This window comes from Azospira restricta (genome assembly GCF_016858125.1).
In the GTDB taxonomy this organism is placed as follows: domain Bacteria; phylum Pseudomonadota; class Gammaproteobacteria; order Burkholderiales; family Rhodocyclaceae; genus Proximibacter; species Proximibacter restrictus.
Map to the genome: position 1 here is coordinate 1,687,352 of NZ_CP064781.1, position 18,295 is coordinate 1,705,646.

Sequence of the window (18,295 nt, forward strand, 5' to 3'; positions counted from 1 at the left end):
TTATTTGAACAAGCCCCTATAATTCCCGGTCGAAGGATCATTCCACCCGAGTGAAAGGAACGACCATGCGCCGGCTGTCGATCGCCCTGCTGTTCGCGCTTCCGTTCGGGACCGCGACCGCCGAAACGGTCGAAGTCCGCATCGAGAAGTACAAGTTCGTGCCGGAGGAGATCAAGATCAAAGCCGGCGACACGGTGGTCTGGAAGAGTTACGAGAAGCGCGGCTACCACACCGTGTGGTTCAAGGAGCGGGGACTCCCCGAATCCGAGCCGATGTTCCCGGACGAGAGCTGGCAGATGAAATTCGAAACCCAGGGCGAGCACCCCTATGTGTGCGGTCCGCACCCGGAAATGACCGGGCGCGTGATCGTCGAGTGACGGAAGCAGATGAAGCGAGTCGTTTGTGTTTTCCTGGCGGCGCTGTCGGTCGGCGCCGCCGCGGTGCCGGCCGCCGAGCCGACGCCCGAGCGCGCCCGCGAGCTGGTGCGCATGGTCCGCCAGGACTGCGGTTCCTGCCACGGCATGACGCTGAACGGCGGCCTCGGCCCGGCGCTCACCGCCGCGGCGCTGAAGGCGCGCGACGTGCCGAAGGCGGCGCTGGTCGCCACCATCGTCGGCGGCCGCCCGGGCACGCCGATGCCGCCGTGGCACCGCTTCCTCAGCGAGCCGGAGGCGGAATGGATCGTCGACCGGCTGATCGAGGGCTTCCCCGAGCAGTGACCGCGCGCTGATCCAGCCTGCGCCAAAACCCGCCCCCCAAGCGCGCTGTTTCGTAATGCGCGAAGCGCATTGCTGAGGCACGGCGGCGGTTTTTTTCCTTCCGATCGCAGCGCCGCGGGAACTATTTTCCGCGGATTTGACGGTCGTCAAATTTGCCCGCCGACAAACCGCGAATCTGCGTCGATATGTCGCAGGGGCGCGGCTTTTGCGCGCACTAGAATCCGTTCCTGATTTCTCTCGGCGAACTTTCTGGCGCGTATCGGCGATGCTTCGACACTATCCGGCCCGGCTCTCGCGAGCCCTCGTCCTCTTCCTCTCCGGCATGCTCCTGTCGCTCGGCGCGGGCGCCGCCGAGCAGCCCGTCCGCCCCTTCGTCGCCGGCACGCTGCAGAAGATCGTCGCCGAGCGCCAGGGCAAGCCCTTCATCCTCGCGCTGTGGTCGGTCTCGTGCACGCACTGCCCGGAGGAGCTGAAGACCCTCGCTCGCCTGAAGCAGGCGAACCCGGCGCTCGACGTCGTGCTGGTGTCGACCGACGACGCCGACGAGTCGCCGCGCGTGCGCGAACTCGCGCAGCGCTTCGGGCTGGCGGCGGTGCCGCAGTGGGTGTTCGCCGATCCGGCACCGGAGCGCCTGCGCTTCGAGATCGACCGCCGCTGGTACGGCGAGCTGCCGCGTACGCTGTTCTTCGACCGCCAGCACAGGGTCGAGGCGGTGTCGGGCCTGGTGCCGCCCGAGCGCCTGGCACGCTGGATTGCGGAGCACGTGCGGTGAGCGCTGCGGCCGAGCGCGTCGCGGCGCCTGCCTACTACGCGCCGCCGGCGCCGCCGGCCGCCGGCTGGCGGCGAGGCGCCGCCGCGACGGCGGTGCTCGCGCTGCACGCGCTGCTGCTGGCGGTGCTCGCCGCCGCGGCGCTGCGCCCGGACCTGCCGGCGCCGGTGCAGGCGCTCGCCGTGCGCCTGATCGAGCCGGCGCCGCCGACGCCGGCCCGGGTCGAACCGCCGAAGCCGCTGCCGCCCAAGGCCGCGCCGAAGCCGATCGCGCCGCCGCCGGTGCTCGCCGCGGCGGCAAGCGCGCCGGCCGCGCCGGCAAGCTTCGCCGTCGCCCCGCAGCCGGAACCGGTCGCCGCGGCGCCGGTGGCCGCGCCGGCGCCGCAGCCGATCACCGCGGCCCGCTTCGACGCCGATTACCTGCAGAACCCGAAGCCCGTCTATCCGCCGCTGTCCCGCCGCCAGGGCGAGGAGGGCAAGGTCGTGCTGCGCGTCGCGGTCAGCCGCGACGGCCGGCCGCTGGCGGTCGAGATCAGGCAGTCGAGCGGCTTCCCCCGCCTCGACGACGCGGCGAAGCGCGCCGTCGAAGGCTGGCGCTTCGTCCCCGCCCGCCAGGGCGAACAGGCCATCGAATCGTCGGTGCTGGTGCCGCTGAACTTCACCTTGAGCCACTAAAGGAAACGCACATGAAAATGGAAATCGGACTGGCGCACTTCTGGGCGCAGGGCGATGCGGTGACGCATTTCGCCGCGATCGTGCTGCTCGCGCTCTCGCTCGTCAGCTGGACGGTGATCGCCGGCAAGCTGCATGCGCTGTGGCTGGCGCGCCGCTGCCACGCGAAGGCGCTCGCCGCCTTCTGGGGCGCCGAGTCGCTGCCGGCGGCGATCGACGCGATCCGCGCCGGCGACCGGACCGGCGTCCTCGCCGGGCTGGCCGTCGCCGGCGCCAATGCCGCCGAACTGCACCGCCAGCACGCCGCGCGCGGCATCGGCGCCGGCGTCTCGGCGAGCGAATTCGTCACCCGCGCCGTGCGTTGCCAGATCGTCGAGGCGCAGGCCAAGATCGAGTCGGGGCTGACCTTCCTCGCCTCGGTCGGCTCGACCGCGCCCTTCATCGGCCTGTTCGGCACCGTCTGGGGCATCTACCACGCGCTGGTCGGCCTCTCCGGCGCGACGCAGGTGGTCCTCGACAAGGTCGCCGGCCCGGTCGGCGAGGCGCTGATCATGACCGCCGCCGGCCTCTTCGTCGCCATTCCCGCGGTGCTCGCCTACAACGCCTTCACCCGCGCCAACCGGCTGACGCTGGCGCGGCTCGACGGTTTCGCGCACGACCTGCACGCCTACCTGACCACCGGCCTGCGCGGCCGCCCCGGCGACAAGCTGGTCGACCTCGCCGCCGCGCGCTCGGCGAAGTCGGCGTAAGGAGGCGGCGATGTCCTTCGGTTCCTTCGACGGCGGCGGCACGGCGCAGCCGATGGCCGAGATCAACACGACGCCGCTGGTCGACGTGATGCTCGTGCTGCTGGTCATCTTCATCATCACCGCGCCGCTGTTCCAGCAGGCGGTGCCGGTCGATCTGCCGCAGGTGGCGGCGACCAAGCTCGACGACAGGCCGCGGCTGATCGCGGTGGCGATCGACGGCGACGGCAAGGTCTTCGTCGATGGCGTCGTGCAGCACCGCAGCGCGCTGCCCGAGGTGTTCGCCGCGGCGCTGGTCAATGGCCGCGACCCCGAGCTGCACCTGCGCGCCGACCGCGGCACGCGCTACGAGCGCGTCACCGAAGTGCTCGCCGACGCGCAGCGGGCGGGGATCGTGAAGATCGCCTTCGTCACCGAGCCGGCGCGCTAGTCCGGGCGCCGGCAACAACCGAATCAACCGAAAGAAACGAGAAGAGCATGAATCAAAACCCTCCCGGCGGCCTGCGGCCGCTCGCCCTCATCCTCGCCGCGCTGTCGCTTCCTGCCGTGCCGGCGTCCGCCAGCGAGCGTGAGCTGTCCGAGATCACGATCGAGAATACCCGGCCGACGGTGGCCGCCGGCAGCCCGGCGCCGCAGGCCGAGGTGAGCGGCGAGCAGGTGCGCGAATTCAACGCGGTCAACGTCGAGGATGCGGTGAAGTACCTGCCCAGCCTGCAGATCCGCAAGCGCTTCATCGGCGACCGCAACGCGATCGTCGCCTCGCGCACCGCCGGCACCGTGCAGAGCGCACGTTCGCTGGTCTATGCCGACGGCCTGCTGCTGTCGAACCTGCTCGGCAACAGCTGGGGCTTCGCGCCGCGCTGGAACATCGTCGGCACCGAGGAAATCGACACCGTCAACGTCCTCTACGGGCCGTACTCGGCAACGCTGCCGGGAAACTCCGCCGGCGCGACGATCCTGATGACGACGAAGCGGCCGCAGCAGCCCGAGCTGCACGCGCGCGCGCAGGCCTTCCGCTCGCACTTCAAGCTCTACGGCACCGACGAGACCTTCGACGGCCATCAGGAGCAGGCCAGCGCCGGCGCCCGCTTCGGTAATCTGACCGTCTCTCTGTTCGGCAACCACCTCGACAGCAAGGGGCAGCCGATGAGCTTCGGCACCGCGACGCGCGATCCCGGCGTCGGCGGCACCGCGGTCACCGGCTACCACCGCGACAAGGACCCGACCGGCGCCGACCGCGTGATCGTCAGCGCCTACGGCATGGACCACACGATCCAGGACGTCGGCAAGCTGCGCCTGGCCTACGATTTCAGCCGCGATACCCGGCTGGCGCTGACGCTCGCCGAATGGCGCAACGATTCCGCCACCTCGGTCGACAACTACCTGCGCAACGCGGCGACCGGTGCCGCGGTCAGCAGCGGCAACATCCTCGTCGACGGCGTCCGCTACAAGCTGAGCGCTGCGCATTTCGCGCCCGGCAGCAGCGACACCGTGAACCGCCTCTACGGCGTCAGCTTCGACAGCCAGCTCTCGCCCGACTGGCGCCTCGAAGCCGCGGGCTCGATCTACCGCACGCCGACCGACGTCTCGCGTTCCGCCAGCAGCGCGACCTCCGCCGGCGGGTCGGTGACCCTAGGCGACGGCACCGGTTGGCGCAACCTCGACCTGCGCGCGGTATGGAAGCCGCAGCGCGGCCAGGCCGGACACACCGTGACCTTCGGCGTCCACCGCGACGATTACGAGTACCTGAGCCGGACGTACAACGCGACCAGCTGGCGAGACGAGGACACGCGGACGACGCTCACCGGCCGCAACGAAGGCAGGACGCAGACCGACGCCGTCTATGTCCAGGACGAGTGGAAGTTCGCGCCGCGCTGGCTGCTCACCGCGGGCGTCCGCCAGGAACGCTGGCAGGCCGTCGACGGCAGCATCTATTCGACGGCGCTCGGCAACAACCGCTTCGCCGAGCGCGAGGAGAAGGCCACCTCGCCCAAGCTGTCGCTGGCCTACGACCTCTCCGGCGACTGGCTGCTGCGCGCTTCGTTCGGCAAGGCCTACCGCTTTCCGACGGTGACCGAGCTGTTCCAGACCGAAAAGCAGGGTGCGACGACGCGCATCAGCGATCCGTCGCTGCAGCCGGAGAAGATCGTCGCCAGCGAGCTCGCCGCCGAAGGCAGCGCGCTCGGCGGCAGCCTGCGCGCGGCGTGGTTCCAGGAAACGATCCGCGACGCGCTGTACAGCTTCACCGACTACACCAACACGACGCGCAACCAGAACGTCGACAAGCTGCGCGCGCGCGGCGTCGAGCTCGCCTACCAGGCGCCGGGCGTGCTGCGCGGGCTCGATCTCGGCGGCAGCGTCACCTACGTGCATTCGCGCGTCCTCGAAAACGACCGCGATCCGGCCTCGGTCGGAAAACGCATGATCCGCGTCCCCGACTGGCGCGCGACGCTGTTCGCCAGCTACCATTTCGACGAGAAGTGGACCGGCTTCGTCGGCGTCAAGTACAGCGGCACGCAGTACAACAACACGAACAACTCCGACACCCATGCCGACCGGTACGGCGGCAACAGCAAGTTCCTCACCGTCGACGCCAAGCTCAGCTACCGCATCGCCAGGCAGGTCGCCGCCGCTGTCGGCGTCGACAACCTGGGCAACGACAAGCACTACGCCTTCCACCCCTATCCGCAGCGCACCTACCATGCCGAAGTCCGTTTCGATCTGTGAGCGCGGCCGGCGTCTGCTCGCCGCGCTGCTGGCGGCGGCGCTGCTGCCAGCAGCAGCGGCTGCCGCCGACGCGATGCCGGCGATGAAGAAGGCGGCGCGCCCCGAGCTCGGCACCTCCGCGGCATTCGCGCCGGACGGCACGCTGTACGCAGTGGCGAAACAGGGCGAACACGTCGTCCTCTACCGCAGCGCCGACGAGGGCGCCAGCTGGTCGGCGCCGGCGCTCGTCAATGCGCAGCCGGAAGCGATCGCCGCCGACGGCGAGGGCCGCCCGAAGCTGGCGTTCGCCGCCGACGGCGCGCTGCTGGTGTCGTGGACGCGGCCGCTGGGCAAACCCTACAGCGGCGAAATCCGCCTCGCCCGCGCCGCCGACGGCGATACGTTCTTGCCACCGATCTCCGTCCATCGCGACCGCGCCGAGATCACGCACCGCTTCGAGTCGCTGCTGGTTGTCCCCGACGGCCGGGTCGTCGTCGCCTGGATCGACAAGCGCGACCTGGAGGCGGCGAAGGCCGCCGCCACCGCCTACCGCGGCGCCGCGGTCTACGCGGCGGTCTCGGCCGACGGCGGGAAGAGCTTCCAGCCGGAGACGAAGCTGGCCGACCATTCGTGCGAGTGCTGCCGCATCGCCGCCGCCGTCGACCGCGACGGGACGCCGCTGTTCATGTGGCGGCACGTCTTCGCCCCGAACGAGCGCGACCACGCGCTGGTCCGGCTCGCCGCCGGCACGCCGTCGCCGCAGCGGGTCACCTTCGACCGCTGGCGGCTCGACGGCTGCCCGCACCACGGCCCGTCGCTGGCGGTCGATGCCGCCGGCCGGCGGCACGCGGTGTGGTTCAACCAGATCGACGGCGAAGGCCAGGTGTCCTACGGCCGCCTGCCGGCAGCCGGGGAGGCGGCGGTGTCCGGGCAGCGCCGCGTCGGCGGCGCCGGTGCCGCGCATGCCGACCTCGCCGTCGCCGGCACGCAGGTCGGCATCGTCTGGAAGGAGTTCGACGGCGAGCGGACGCGCTTGCGGGCCGAGATCTCGGCGGACGGCGGCGCCAGCTTCCGTCCGCTCGAACTGGCCGTCAGCGAAGGTGCCTCCGACCAGCCGCGCGCGCTGCACCGCGGCGGCGAACTGTTCGCCTTCTGGCGCACCGAGCGCGAGGGGATGCGCCTCTTCCCGCTGCGCTGAAGGCCGGGCGGCCGGCGCCCGCTAGCCCTCGATCTCGAAGCGGAACGGCGCGGCGACCAGCGCCCCCGCCGTTTCCACGATCACCGTCGCTTCCCACTGCATCCTGCCGGTGATGCACACCGGCAGGTTGGCCTGGCCGACGAAGCGGCCGTCGCCCATCGGCTGCAGCTGCGGCCGGTTGAATCCCATCTTCATGTCGACGCCGGCGAAGTCGATCTCCACCTTGCGCACCTCGCTGCCGCTGCTCACCGCCAGCAGCTTCAGCGGCTTCAGCGCCGGGATCGGGCGCGGATCGATCGCCACCTCGACGCGGCCGCCGCCGGGCAGTTCGATCGCGCACGGCGTCTTGCCGAGGTCGCAGTCCGACAGCGGCAGCGCGACGTCGCTCTTCGGCGTCAGCAGCGGCGCCAGCCGGTAGCCGGCGAAGCCCAGTCCCGCGAGTGCGGCGAGCACGAGCAGGTCGACGAGCAGCTTGCTGCGGGCGGGTCTTGCGGAAGGGGCGGTGTCGTTCATCTGGGGCGGCGGAGGGGCGGTTCGCGGTGCTGCGGCCGGGATTGGCTGGTCATTGTAGTGCAGCGCGTCCAGTCGGCATTCTGTTGTCTTGTTTGGCCGTCAAACTTGACCTGAATCAAAGTGTGGGTATCTCCCAATCCGGATCATGTGCGACATATTGCCGCAGGAGCCTCCGCCGCCTATGGCAATCCGGCCAGCAAGCCCTACCAATAAGATGGGAGAGTCAACAATGATGAAGACCCGTATGAAGCAAGCCGTATCCATGCTGCTCGCAGCTGGCGTCGGCTTCGCAGCGTCCGGCGCCGCGTACTCTGCAGAATCCCTGCAGGACGTGATGAAGCGCCGCAACCTGTCGCAGCAGGATCTGCTCGCGGCGGCCAAGACCTACGTTCCGACCGGCAAGCGCGACGAATTCGTCGTCTTCAGCTCCGGCGGCCAGTCGGGTCAGGTGATCGTGTATGGCATCCCGTCGATGCGCATCCTCAAGTACATCGGCGTGTTCACGCCGGAACCCTGGCAGGGCTACGGCTTCGACGCCAACTCCAAGGCCGTCCTCGACCAGGGCAAGATCGACGGCAAGGAAATCACCTGGGGCGACACGCACCACCCGGCGATCTCGGAAACCGACGGCAAGTACGACGGCCAGTTCCTGTTCATCAACGACAAGGCCAACCCGCGCCTCGCCGTGATCGACCTGCGCGACTTCGAGACCAAGCAGATCGTGGTCAACCCGATCTACAAGTCCGAGCACGGCGGCGCCTTCGTCACGCCGAACACCGAATACGTCATCGAGGCCGCGCAGTATGCGTCGCCGCTGGCCAACAAGAAGTTCGAGCCGCTCGAGGAGTTCAACGAGAAGTACCGCGGCGGCGTCACCTACTGGAAGTTCGACCGCAAGGAAGGCCGCCTCGATCCGAAGCAGTCGTTCTCGCTCGAACTGCCGCCGTACTCGCAGGACCTGTCCGACGCCGGCAAGGGCCCGTCGAACGGCTGGTCGTTCACCAACTCGTTCTGCACCGAGCGCTACGTCGGCGGCATCGAGAAGGGCCGTCCGCCGTACGAAGCCGGCTGCTCGGCGAAGGACACCGACTACCTGCACGTCGTGAACTGGAAGAAGGCCGCCGAGCTGGTCGCCGCCGGCAAGGCGAAGAAGATCAACGGCCACAACGTGCTGCCGATGGAAGTCTCGATCAAGGAAGGCATCCTCTTCCTCGTTCCCGAGCCGAAGTCGCCGCACGGCGTCGACGTCACCCCGGACGGCAAGTTCATCACCGTCTCCGGCAAGCTCGACACGCACGTCTCGGTCTACTCGTTCGAGAAGATCCAGGCCGCGATCCAGGCCGGCAAGTTCGAGTCCAAGGACCCGTACGGCATCCCGGTGATCGGCATGAAGGATGCGCTGCACGCGCAGGTCCAGCTCGGCCTCGGCCCGCTGCACACCCAGTACGACGCCAAGCAGTGCGTGGCCTACACCTCGCTCTACGTCGACTCGCAGGTCGTCAAGTGGAACTACTGCGAAGGCAAGGTCCTCGACAAGATCTCGGTGCACTACAACATCGGCCACCTGATGGCGATGGAAGGTGACTCGGTCGATCCGAAGGGCCGCTACCTGGTCGCGCTGAACAAGCTGGCGATCGACCGCTTCGTCCCGGTCGGCCCGCTGCATCCGCAGAACCACCAGCTGATCGACATCAGCAACGACAAGATGCAGCTCCTCTACGACATGCCGCTGCCGCTCGGCGAGCCGCACTACGCCGTCGCCATCGAGGCCAGCAAGCTGAAGCCGGGCGTCCGCTACAAGGTCGGCACCGACTCGCGCACCGACAAGCCGCATCCGGGCATGGTCCGCGCGGGTGAGGAGCGCACCGAGAAGAAGGGCAACAAGATCACGGTCTACGGCACGCTGATCCGCTCGCACATCACGCCGGAAACGATCGAGGCGGACGTCGGCGACGAAGTCACGGTGCACCTGACCAACCTCGAGCGCGCCCAGGACGAGACGCACGGCTTCACCGTGTCGACCTACAACGTGCATGCCTCGGTCGAGCCGGGCAAGACGGTCACCGTCAAGTTCAAGGCCGACAAGGAAGGCGTCTATCCGTACTACTGCACGGAGTTCTGCTCGGCGCTGCACCTCGAGATGCAGGGCTACCTGCTGGTCAAGCCGAAGGGCTGGAAGCCGACCAAGACCGCCGGTGCCGAGAAGGCCGTCTATTCGGAAGACGACTACAAGAAGCAGCTGAAGAAGGTCGCCGACACGCAGGCCGTCATCGACCAGGTCGTCGGCTACATCACCAGCGTCAACTTCAAGGACTTCCCGGATGTCGTGGCGATGGTGGACGACGCCACCGACCAGCTGAACAAGATCAAGGACGCCAAGCAGAAGCACGAGGAAGCCGCCAAGAAGAAGGACTGGAACCAGGCGACCCTGTGGGCCGAGCAGGTCTGGCAGTACCAGGTCAAGGCCGCCGACCTCGGTCTGCGCGCGAAGACCTACCTGGAGCAGAACGGCGCCAAGAAGGTCAAGTAAGACCGACTTGATCTGAAGCAAGGCCAACCCGCGGGGAGCAGCGCTAGTCTGCTCCCCGTTTTCTTGTGAGAAAGGAATACCCATGAAAAAACTGATGGCATTCGCCGCCCTCGCCGCTGTCGTCGCCGTGCCCGCATTCGCCGCCGACGGCGCCAAGCTGTACACCGAAAAGACCTGCAACGCCTGCCACGGCCCGGAGGGCAAGAAGCCGCTGATGCCGAACTATCCGAAGCTGGCCGGGCAGAACGCCGCCTACGCCGAGCAGCAGATGAAGGACATCAAGAGCGGCGCGCGCAACAACGGCCAGACCGCCGCGATGAAAGGCGTCATGCACCTCGTCAACGACGAGGAGATCAAGGCGATCGCCGACTACCTGTCGAAGCTCAAGCCCTGAGCCCGGCCGCGGGCGGGCTTCGCTCCGCCCGCCCCGTTGATTCACGTCAAATACACCATTCGTCGTGCCTGCTAACGTAGCACCGCGTGACTAATTACCAACCAGGGGGTTGTCTGATGAAGAAGCTGATCATTGCCGCGTCGCTGTCGATCTTCGCGCTCGGCATTGCCCATGCCGCGCCGCCGGCGCCGAAGAAGGAAGGCATCGAAGGCAAGGACTACAAGTGGAACGCCCAGGAGGGCGAAAAGGTCGAGGCGCTGCAGAAGAAGGGCGACAAGAAGAACGGCCAGGAAGCCTACGAGGTCTGCGGCGCCTGCCACCTGCCGTCCGGCGCCGGCCGTCCCGACGGCACCTTCCCGCAGCTCGCCGGCCAGCACACCACCGTGCTGATCAAGCAGATGGCCGACATCCGCGCCGGCCTGCGCGACAACCCGACGATGTACCCGTTCGCCGCGACGCTGACCGATCCGCAGGAGCTGGCCGACGTCGCCGCCTACATCGAGGGCCTGTGCATCCCGGTCGAGCACGGCAAGTACGAGGGCGCCGACGCGTCGCTGCAGGTCGCCAAGGGCAAGGATCTCTACGAGAAGCAGTGCCTCGAGTGCCACGGCAAGAACGGCGAGGGCAACAAGGAGAAGTTCTACCCGGTGATCGCCGGCCAGCACTACAAGTACCTGCTGCGCCAGATGACCGAGATCCGCGACGGGCATCGCCGCAACGCCAACCCGGACATGGTCAAGGTCATCAAGCCCTACACCAACGAGCAGCTGGTGGCGATCTCCGCCTACCAGGCCAGCCTGACGATGCCGGGCTCGATGTGCAAGCCGAAGGCCGCCGCGCCGGCGAAGAAGAAGTAAGTTCCGCCTGCGGCACACGGAAAGCCCGCCATTCCCGGATGGCGGGCTTTACTCCCGAGGCTGTATCAGCAATTAAGCATATGCTGTGAGCGCGACCGCAGGCAGCGCGCTCCTGCAGGTTCCCCCAAGCCGGCCCGACCGATGGCCGCAGTCCCTGCACCCGGCAGCAACGCAACGAGGACAGCACCATGAGCGCAGCACCCAACAAACAGAACCTGATCGTCGCCGCCCTCTCGCTCTTCGCGCTGGCGATGATCGTCGCCGCCTACTTCTCGCCGATCTGGTGGGTCTCGCTGACCGCGCCGAACTACCCGCAGGACGCCTTCCCCGACGGCATCCGCATCCACTTCCACTTCGACGGCGTCTACAACGGCTGCAAGGCCGCGGCCAAGGGCTCGCGGATGGCGACCGAGATCATCGAGAAGGACATCGACCACACCACCGAGCGCTACAACCCGATCACCGACGCCAAGCAGGACGTCAACAAGGGCGCGCAGGGCCTCGACTGCGTGCACGAAATGAACACCATCAACCACTACGTCGGCATGTTCCCGATCGCCACCGGGGCGCCGGTCGAGAAGCCGCTGGCCAAGTTCTTCTTCGCCTTCTTCGCGGTGATGCTGCTCGCCTTCGCGATCCCGAAGAAGAAGCCGCGCCTCGCGCTGCTCGCCGCCGGCTTCACCGCGGTCGCCGCCTGGATGCTGGTCAACCAGTACGGCATGGGCGCGCTGGACAAGCACGTCGCCGACTACGTCAAGGAAACCGGCACCTTCTTCAAGGAGCCGGAGAAGATCGCCGTCTGGGGCGACAACGTGCGCAACATCACGCACCTGGTGATCGCCGGCCTGATCGTCGCCATGCTGGTCGTCGTCGCCGGCGTCGCCAAGCTGCGCCAGTTCACGCTGCTGCTGGCGCTGGTGCCGGCCATGCTGCCGGTCTTCTTCGTCGTCACCTACGCCGGCTGGCTGTGGTTCTTCGGCCACAACCTGCACCCCTGGGGCGCGTTCACGGTGAAGCCGTTCATGCCGACGGTGTTCGGCGAAGGCAAGGTCGCGCAGTTCTCGACCTTCTCCTACCCGTACTGGGGCTACGGCCTGCTGGTGCTGGCGATGCTCGCGCTGCTCTTCGCCGTGCTGATCCGCCGCAAGCAGATCCGGGAGGGCGCGGTCGAATAGAATACGGGCCTTTCGACCTCCGCACGGCTCCATGAAATTCGCCGCCTCGCTTCCCTCGCTTTCCCTGCGCGGTGCCGCCCTCGCGCTGTCGCTGGCTGCCGGCGTCGCCGCCGGCGCCGCGCTGATCGACGATGACCCGGCGCCGGTCCGGGGTGGGCAGGGCATGGGCCAGCCCGCCAACTGGGGCAGCGCCGACCAGGCGACGCCGCGTCCGGCGGCGCCCCACCGCGGTGACATCCCCTGGTTCCAGGACCTGGTCGACCGCGCTCCCGCCGGTTCGGTGCTGAAGCCGCCGGCCGGCACCTACGCCGGCCCGGTGGTGATCGACAAGCCGCTCACCATCGACGGCGGCAACGGCGTCGTCATCGACGGCGGCGGCAAGGGCACGGTGCTGGTCATGGAAGGCGGCGAATCGACGCTGCGCGACATCCGCCTGACCAACTCCGGCGCCTCGCACGACAGCGACGACGCCTGTCTCAACCTGCGCAAGCACAACAACACGGTCGAGCGGGTGACGATCGACAACTGCCTGTTCGGCATCGACTTGAAGCTCGCCAACGGCAACGTCGTCCGCGACAACCGCATCTCCTCGAAACCCTTCGACCTCGGTACCCGCGGCGATGCGCTGCGCCTCTGGTACAGCAGCAACAACCGCATCGAGGGCAACCAGATCGTCGATTCGCGCGACATGGTCGCCTGGTACTCGAACGACAACCTCTACCTGAACAACGTCGGCCGCCGCAGCCGCTACTCGATCCACTTCATGTTCGCCGCGCGCAACATCGTCGAGGGCAACCGCTTCTACGACAACGCCGTCGGCGTCTACGTCATGTACTCCGGCGGCGGCGCCATCCGCAACAACGTCTTCTCGCACGCCACCGGCGCCACCGGCATGGCGATCGGCTTCAAGGAAGCCTCCGACGTCGTCGTCGAGGGCAACGAGATCATCTACTGCGGCACCGGCATCACCAGCGACATCTCGCCGTTCGAGCCGGGCAGCACGCTGGTCATCCGCAACAACCGCATCGCCTTCAACGTCATCGGCATCCGCTTCGTTTCCGACCGCGAAGGGCACGTCATCGAGGGCAACAGCTTCGAGGGCAACATGAGCCACGTCGCCGTCGACGGCGCCGCCGGCGCGATGAGCAACCGCTGGCGCGGCAACTACTGGGACGACTACCAGGGCTTCGACCGCAACCGCGACAATGTCGGCGACCGCGCGCACGAGCACTACGCCTACGCCGACCAGATCTGGATGGAATTCCCCGCGGCGCGCTTCTTCCGCAACTCGCCGGTGCTCGAGTCGCTCGACTTCCTCGAGCGGCTGGCGCCGTTCTCGACGCCGACGCTGATCCTGCGCGACGAGGCGCCGATCTTCAACAAGCCGGCCGGAGCCAAATCATGAGCGAGCTGCCCGAACGCAGCGACGACGAGGAACTGCAGCCGCCGCCCGGCGCGCAGCGGCCGAAAGCGCCGGTCAGGAAGGAGGCGGCTCGGCGCCGCTTCATCCGTACCGCCGCGCTCGCCTGCGGCGTCGTCGGCGTCTCGCTGGCTGGCTGGATTCCGGTGGCGAGCGCGCAGAAGACGCGGCTGCGCCCGCCCGGCGCGCTCGAGGAGCACGACTTCCTGTCCTCCTGCATCAAGTGCGGGCAGTGCGTGCAGGTCTGCCCGGTGGCGGCGATCAAGCTCGGCGATCTCGACGAGGGCTTCGGCATCGGCGTCCCCTACATCGACGCGCGCAACCAGGCCTGCGACTTCTCGTGCGACGCGGTGCAGTGCATCCTCGCCTGCCCGACCGGCGCGCTGACCTACAAGAAGCCGGAATTCGCGCAGAAGCGCGCCGGCATGAAGCTGTCCCGCGATCCGGTGCTGAAGGCCAAGGCCAAGGACGCCGAGCCGACGCTGAACCTCAAGGAGCGCATCGGCGTCGCCCGCCTGGCGCATCCCGAGGCCTGCCTCGCGGTGCAGGGCAAGGGCTTCAAGGGGCAGGCGCGCGGCGCGAACTTCAAGGGCACGATGCGCTACATGGAGGTCGACCGCTGGAAGCCGGTGCCGGTCAGGGACCATCCCTACGAGCGCGCGGTCTGCGACCTCTGCGTCAGCGAATGCCCGATCCAGGACGCGATCAAGCTCGAGGAATTCACCGGCGCGGACGGCAGCAAGCGCCATCGCCCGGTGGTGCTCGAACAATGCGTCGGCTGCGGCGTCTGCGAGATGATCTGCCCGGTCGAGCCGGCGGCGATCGTCGTCGACGAGCGCCAGGAATGGAAAGCCTGAGATGGCCTCGATGAGCGAACGCATCCGGGTGATGCTCGGCGCCGAGCCGCAGAAGCCGGCCGTGATCAGCCCGGAAGCGCGCGAGTGGCACGCCATGAAGCGCGTGAACAAGGAAGACTTCCTGGCGATGAAGGAGCACGCGCGCCAGCACGGCGTCGTCTCGCACAAGTGGCGCAACCGCCGCTGGGCGGTGCTGCTCTTCTGCAACCTCTTGTTCACCTTCTCCTTCTGGCTCGACATCCAGCTGCTCGAAGGCGCGCTGACCGCCTCGCGCTTCGCCGGCTTCCACCTGATCGACCTCAATTCCGCGCTGCAGGTGATGCTCGCGCACAAGCACATCATCGTGAACCTGTTCATCGGCACGGCGACGGTGTTCTTCCTGTGGGTGCTGCTCGGCGGCCGCTCGTTCTGCTCCTGGGTCTGCCCCTACCACCTGGTCGCCGAATGGTTCGAGTGGCTGCACCTGAAGCTGGTCGACAAGAAGCTGGTCAGCGACCACCAGTTCCACCGCGGCGCGCGCACGCTGTTCTGGCTGCTCTTCTCGGCGCTGGCACTGGTCACCGGCTACACCCTCTTCGAGACGCTGTCGCCGACCGGCATCCTGTCGCGGGCGCTGATCTACGGCCCGTCGCTGGCGCTCGGCTGGGTCCTGCTGCTGCTGATGTTCGAGGTCTTCTACTCGCGCCGCGCCTGGTGCCGCTACGTCTGCCCGATCGGACTGACCTATGGTATGGTGGGCACCCTTTCGCCGGTGCGCGTCATGTACCGCCTCGAGCACTGCTTCCACGAGGGCGACTGCAAGAAGGTCTGCCTCGTCCCGCACGTGCTCGACATGGTGGTCAAGGGCCGCGCCGAGCACACCGAAGTGCCGGTCGGCCCGGACTGCACGCGCTGCGGCCTGTGCGTGGACGTCTGCCCCTCGGGCGCGCTGCAGTTCGACGTCAAGGGCCTCAGCCGCATGCTCTGAGCGTCGCGGCCTTACTGAACGAACAAGCCATGATCCGTTTCCAAGGCGTCACCAAGCTCTTCAAGCGCCACCGCGTGCTCGACGGCATTGACCTCGGCATCGAACTGGGCGAGCGCATCGCGCTGATCGGTTCCAACGGCGCCGGCAAGACCACGCTGATCCGCTGCCTGCTCGGCGAATACACGCACGGCGGCGAGGTCACGATCGCCGGCGGCAGCCCGCGCCGCGAGCGCACCGCGGTGCTCGGCAAGATCGGCTTCGTGCCGCAGCTGCCGCCGCCCTTGAAGATGCCGGTCGGCCAGCTGGTCGACTTCGCCGCTTCGCTGTGCGGCACCGACCCCCGGCGCATGCACGAGATCGCCGCGCGCCTCGGCCTCGACATGCAGGACATCCTCGCCCGCCCGTTCAACCGCCTGTCCGGCGGCATGAAGCAGAAGCTCCTGATCGCCGTTGCACTGGGCCGCGACGCGAAGGTGCTGGTGATGGACGAGCCGGCCGCCAACCTCGACCCGGAGGCGCGCCACATCTTCTTCCAGCTCCTCGCCGAGCGGCTCGAGGACACGACGATGCTGATCTCCAGCCACCGCCTCGACGAGGTGGCGCCGCTGGTCAATCGCGTGATCGAGATGGACATGGGCAGGGTCGTCCTCGACGACCGCGTCGCCGACGACACCGGGCTGGCCTCGATGTACAACGTGCACCTGTCGCTGACCCGCGCCGACGCCGCGATCGCCAAGGCGCTCGCCGGCTGGTCCTTCGCCGACCGCCGCGACGGCATCGACTGGCACGGCCAGGTGCCCGGGCCGGACCGCCTGCGCTTCCTCGGCATGATCTCGCGCTACGTCGGCCTCGTCGCGCGCATCGAGATGGCCGAGATTCCCGACGACCTGGTGCTGCAATGAGCATAGCCCGACGGAAATTCGTCGCCGCGCTGCCGGCGCTCGCCGCCGGCCCGTATCTGGGCACCCTTCTCGCCGGCTGCAGCAGCGAGCCGCTGACCGGCCCCGCCGAGATCAAGTGGGACCGCGACACCTGCGAGCGCTGCAGCATGGTGATCAGCGAGCGTCCCTACGCCGTCCAGATTCGCGACCCGATGAAGAAGGTGCACAAGTTCGACGACTTCGGCTGCGCCGTCGTCTGGAAAGAGCACCAGACCTTCAGCGATGCCGAGATCGAATTCTGGGCCGTCGACGCGCGCGCCGAACCGGCCGGCAGCAAGTGGCTCGACGCGCGCCAGGCTGCCTATCTCGGCGGCAAGCATTCGCCGATGGGTTACGGCTTCGTTGCCGTCGCCGCCGGCGCGGCCGCCGCCGTGCCGTTCGCCGAGGCGCGCAAGGCGGTGCTGGCCAAGGGCAAGTAGCCGCGGAACAGAGACAGGATCAACCGCATGAAACACCTCTGGCTCACCGCCAAACTGGACATCGTCGAATCGCTCAGGGCGCGCTGGTTCCTGATCTACAGCGTCGTCTTCGGCGGCATCGTCGCGCTGCTCTTCGCCTTCGGCCTGACCGAATCGCGCGTGCTCGGCTTCATCGGCCTGTCCCGGCTGCTGGTCACCTATATCCAGCTGACGATGGCGATCCTGCCGATCTTCGTGCTGATCACCACCGTCCGCTCGGTCGCCGGCGACCGCGAGGCGGGCGTCTTCGAATACCTGCTCTCCTTGCCGGTCGGCCTCGCTGCGTGGTTCTGGGGCAAGATCGTCGGCCGCTACGTGACCATCTTCCTGCCGGTCTTCGTCGCCATGGCGGGCGCCGTGCTGTGGGCGCTGGTGCAGGGGATCGAGGTGCCGTGGGGCATGTTCGTCTACTACACCGGGCTGCTCGCGGCGATGGGCTGGTGCTTCCTCGGCATCGGCATGCTGGTGTCCACGCTGGCGCGCTCGACCGACGTCGCGCAGGGCTCGGCCTTCATGGTCTGGCTGGCGATGCTGCTGTTCCTCGACCTGATCCTGCTCGGCGTGATGATCCAGGGCCGCGTCTCGCCGGAACTCGCGGTCACGCTGGCGCTGGCCAACCCGCTGCAGGTCTTCCGCACCGCCGCGCTGGCGCTGTTCGACCCGCAGCTGATCGTGCTCGGCCCGTCGGCCTACGTCATCCTCGACCTCTTCGGCGTCGCCGGCTTCAAGGCCTACGCGCTCGCCTACCCGGTCGCGCTCGGCACGCTCGCCGCCGCGATCGGCTTCTTCACCTTCAAGAAGAGCGACCTGCCATGATGCTATCGCGCCGTCTGCTCCTTTCCCTCGCACTGCTGCTGCCGCTGCCGGCGCTGGCCGAGCTGCCCTCGGCGGCGCCGCTGTTCGCCGCCGCCGCCGTCGACGCCGACAACAAGCCGGTCGCGCTCGAGACGCTGCGCGGCAAGCCGCTGGTGATCAACTTCTGGGCGCGCTGGTGCGGCCCGTGCCGCAAGGAAATCCCCGACCTCGTCGAGATGCACGCCAGGTACAAGGGCAAGGGCCTGGTCATCGTCGGGCTGGCCGTCGAGGACGCCGACAGCCGCGAGGCGGTGCGCGACTTCGCCAAGGCCTACGAGGTCGACTACCGCGTGCTGCTCGCCGGCGTCGGCAAGGGCGTCGAGCTGATGAAGGCGCTCGGCAACGACAAGGCCGGCCTGCCGTTCACCGTCGTCATCGACCGCCACGGGAAAATGACGGTCAAGAAGCTGGGGGCGATGTCGAAAGCCGAGATGGAAGCGGCGATCAAGCAGATTCTTTGACGTAAACCAAACCTTCTTCCCGCGAGACAGCGCATCCTTCGCGCTACACTGAAACCTG

Annotated in this window: 20 protein-coding genes; 19 read left to right on the top strand and 1 reads right to left on the bottom strand. The window is 68.1% G+C overall.

The features are described from left to right. Positions 1-50: 50 nt before the first annotated feature. The 8 genes from IWH25_RS08265 to IWH25_RS08300 all read left to right on the top strand — a co-directional run bounded on the left by IWH25_RS08265 (position 51) and on the right by IWH25_RS08300 (position 6,809). Positions 51-377: a plastocyanin/azurin family copper-binding protein gene (locus tag IWH25_RS08265; protein WP_238999041.1), complete on the top strand. Its 327-nt coding sequence runs from the start codon at positions 51-53 to the stop codon at positions 375-377. A 9-nt stretch (positions 378-386) separates the two neighbouring features. Then, complete coding sequence (locus tag IWH25_RS08270) at positions 387-719, top strand: c-type cytochrome (RefSeq protein WP_203388833.1); 333 nt, start codon at positions 387-389, stop codon at positions 717-719. A gap of 265 nt (positions 720-984) precedes the next feature. After that, entirely contained in the window at positions 985-1,491 is a 507-nt protein-coding gene (locus tag IWH25_RS08275; protein WP_203388834.1) for a TlpA disulfide reductase family protein, read from the top strand. Next, complete coding sequence (locus IWH25_RS08280) at positions 1,488-2,162, top strand: energy transducer TonB (protein ID WP_238999042.1); 675 nt, start codon at positions 1,488-1,490, stop codon at positions 2,160-2,162. The genes IWH25_RS08275 and IWH25_RS08280 overlap by 4 nt, the downstream gene beginning before the upstream one ends. Positions 2,163-2,173: 11 nt before the next feature. Continuing rightward, positions 2,174-2,908: a MotA/TolQ/ExbB proton channel family protein gene (locus IWH25_RS19200; RefSeq protein WP_203388835.1), complete on the top strand. Its 735-nt coding sequence runs from the start codon at positions 2,174-2,176 to the stop codon at positions 2,906-2,908. 10 nt (positions 2,909-2,918) lie between these two features. Next, positions 2,919-3,335: an ExbD/TolR family protein gene (locus IWH25_RS08290; protein WP_203388836.1), complete on the top strand. Its 417-nt coding sequence runs from the start codon at positions 2,919-2,921 to the stop codon at positions 3,333-3,335. A 47-nt stretch (positions 3,336-3,382) separates the two neighbouring features. Further along, complete coding sequence (locus IWH25_RS08295) at positions 3,383-5,632, top strand: TonB-dependent receptor (RefSeq protein ID WP_203388837.1); 2,250 nt, start codon at positions 3,383-3,385, stop codon at positions 5,630-5,632. Continuing rightward, positions 5,607-6,809 (top strand): sialidase/neuraminidase family protein, encoded by a 1,203-nt coding sequence (locus tag IWH25_RS08300; RefSeq protein ID WP_203388838.1) that lies wholly within the window; start codon positions 5,607-5,609, stop codon positions 6,807-6,809. The genes IWH25_RS08295 and IWH25_RS08300 overlap by 26 nt, the downstream gene beginning before the upstream one ends. Before the next feature lie 21 nt (positions 6,810-6,830). Here IWH25_RS08300 and IWH25_RS08305 read toward each other — a convergent pair whose 3' ends face one another. Beyond that, positions 6,831-7,322: a hypothetical protein gene (locus tag IWH25_RS08305; RefSeq protein WP_203388839.1), complete on the bottom strand. Its 492-nt coding sequence runs from the start codon at positions 7,320-7,322 to the stop codon at positions 6,831-6,833. Between the two features lie 229 nt (positions 7,323-7,551). Between IWH25_RS08305 and nosZ the strand changes: the two genes are divergently transcribed. The 11 genes from nosZ (at position 7,552) to IWH25_RS08360 (ending at position 18,237) form a co-directional block, all read left to right on the top strand. Beyond that, positions 7,552-9,852 carry a Sec-dependent nitrous-oxide reductase gene (nosZ, locus tag IWH25_RS08310; protein ID WP_238999043.1) on the top strand — a complete coding sequence of 767 codons (2,301 nt, stop codon included), beginning with the start codon at positions 7,552-7,554 and terminating at the stop codon, positions 9,850-9,852. Positions 9,853-9,934: 82 nt separating this feature from the next. Further along, positions 9,935-10,246, top strand: coding sequence for a c-type cytochrome (locus IWH25_RS08315; RefSeq protein WP_203388840.1), 312 nt, complete (start codon positions 9,935-9,937; stop codon positions 10,244-10,246). A gap of 116 nt (positions 10,247-10,362) precedes the next feature. After that, a complete protein-coding gene (locus IWH25_RS08320) occupies positions 10,363-11,103 on the top strand; it encodes a c-type cytochrome (protein ID WP_203388841.1) in 741 nt (246 codons plus the stop codon). A gap of 188 nt (positions 11,104-11,291) precedes the next feature. Beyond that, the gene (locus IWH25_RS08325) at positions 11,292-12,278 is read left to right on the top strand and encodes a hypothetical protein (RefSeq protein WP_203388842.1); all 987 of its coding nucleotides are present in this window, start codon (positions 11,292-11,294) and stop codon (positions 12,276-12,278) included. A 31-nt stretch (positions 12,279-12,309) separates the two neighbouring features. Continuing rightward, positions 12,310-13,683: a nitrous oxide reductase family maturation protein NosD gene (gene nosD / locus IWH25_RS08330; protein ID WP_203388843.1), complete on the top strand. Its 1,374-nt coding sequence runs from the start codon at positions 12,310-12,312 to the stop codon at positions 13,681-13,683. Further along, entirely contained in the window at positions 13,680-14,555 is an 876-nt protein-coding gene (locus tag IWH25_RS08335; RefSeq protein WP_203388844.1) for a 4Fe-4S dicluster domain-containing protein, read from the top strand. Before nosD ends, IWH25_RS08335 begins: the two co-directional genes overlap by 4 nt. Positions 14,556-14,565: 10 nt before the next feature. Beyond that, complete coding sequence (locus IWH25_RS08340) at positions 14,566-15,522, top strand: NapH/MauN family ferredoxin-type protein (RefSeq protein ID WP_238999044.1); 957 nt, start codon at positions 14,566-14,568, stop codon at positions 15,520-15,522. A 29-nt stretch (positions 15,523-15,551) separates the two neighbouring features. Then, on the top strand, positions 15,552-16,424 hold the full coding sequence (locus IWH25_RS08345; protein WP_203388846.1) for an ABC transporter ATP-binding protein: 873 nt from the start codon (positions 15,552-15,554) through the stop codon (positions 16,422-16,424). Then, positions 16,421-16,882: a protein NosL gene (locus tag IWH25_RS08350; protein WP_238999045.1), complete on the top strand. Its 462-nt coding sequence runs from the start codon at positions 16,421-16,423 to the stop codon at positions 16,880-16,882. The genes IWH25_RS08345 and IWH25_RS08350 overlap by 4 nt, the downstream gene beginning before the upstream one ends. Before the next feature lie 27 nt (positions 16,883-16,909). Beyond that, a complete protein-coding gene (locus tag IWH25_RS08355; protein ID WP_203388847.1) occupies positions 16,910-17,737 on the top strand; it encodes an ABC transporter permease in 828 nt (275 codons plus the stop codon). Then, entirely contained in the window at positions 17,734-18,237 is a 504-nt protein-coding gene (locus IWH25_RS08360; RefSeq protein ID WP_238999046.1) for a TlpA disulfide reductase family protein, read from the top strand. The genes IWH25_RS08355 and IWH25_RS08360 overlap by 4 nt, the downstream gene beginning before the upstream one ends. Positions 18,238-18,295: the final 58 nt, after the last annotated feature.

Coding starts and splice junctions, on each gene's coding strand:
- IWH25_RS08270 (WP_203388833.1), top strand. CDS start 387: ATGAAGCGAGTCGTTTGTGTTTTCCTGGCGGCGCTGTCGGTCGGCGCC.
- IWH25_RS08275 (WP_203388834.1), top strand. CDS start 985: ATGCTTCGACACTATCCGGCCCGGCTCTCGCGAGCCCTCGTCCTCTTC.
- IWH25_RS19200 (WP_203388835.1), top strand. CDS start 2,174: ATGAAAATGGAAATCGGACTGGCGCACTTCTGGGCGCAGGGCGATGCG.
- IWH25_RS08290 (WP_203388836.1), top strand. CDS start 2,919: ATGTCCTTCGGTTCCTTCGACGGCGGCGGCACGGCGCAGCCGATGGCC.
- IWH25_RS08295 (WP_203388837.1), top strand. CDS start 3,383: ATGAATCAAAACCCTCCCGGCGGCCTGCGGCCGCTCGCCCTCATCCTC.
- IWH25_RS08300 (WP_203388838.1), top strand. CDS start 5,607: ATGCCGAAGTCCGTTTCGATCTGTGAGCGCGGCCGGCGTCTGCTCGCC.
- IWH25_RS08305 (WP_203388839.1), bottom strand. CDS start 7,322: ATGAACGACACCGCCCCTTCCGCAAGACCCGCCCGCAGCAAGCTGCTC.
- nosZ (WP_238999043.1), top strand. CDS start 7,552: ATGATGAAGACCCGTATGAAGCAAGCCGTATCCATGCTGCTCGCAGCT.
- IWH25_RS08315 (WP_203388840.1), top strand. CDS start 9,935: ATGAAAAAACTGATGGCATTCGCCGCCCTCGCCGCTGTCGTCGCCGTG.
- IWH25_RS08320 (WP_203388841.1), top strand. CDS start 10,363: ATGAAGAAGCTGATCATTGCCGCGTCGCTGTCGATCTTCGCGCTCGGC.
- IWH25_RS08325 (WP_203388842.1), top strand. CDS start 11,292: ATGAGCGCAGCACCCAACAAACAGAACCTGATCGTCGCCGCCCTCTCG.
- nosD (WP_203388843.1), top strand. CDS start 12,310: ATGAAATTCGCCGCCTCGCTTCCCTCGCTTTCCCTGCGCGGTGCCGCC.
- IWH25_RS08335 (WP_203388844.1), top strand. CDS start 13,680: ATGAGCGAGCTGCCCGAACGCAGCGACGACGAGGAACTGCAGCCGCCG.
- IWH25_RS08340 (WP_238999044.1), top strand. CDS start 14,566: ATGAGCGAACGCATCCGGGTGATGCTCGGCGCCGAGCCGCAGAAGCCG.
- IWH25_RS08345 (WP_203388846.1), top strand. CDS start 15,552: ATGATCCGTTTCCAAGGCGTCACCAAGCTCTTCAAGCGCCACCGCGTG.
- IWH25_RS08350 (WP_238999045.1), top strand. CDS start 16,421: ATGAGCATAGCCCGACGGAAATTCGTCGCCGCGCTGCCGGCGCTCGCC.
- IWH25_RS08355 (WP_203388847.1), top strand. CDS start 16,910: ATGAAACACCTCTGGCTCACCGCCAAACTGGACATCGTCGAATCGCTC.
- IWH25_RS08360 (WP_238999046.1), top strand. CDS start 17,734: ATGATGCTATCGCGCCGTCTGCTCCTTTCCCTCGCACTGCTGCTGCCG.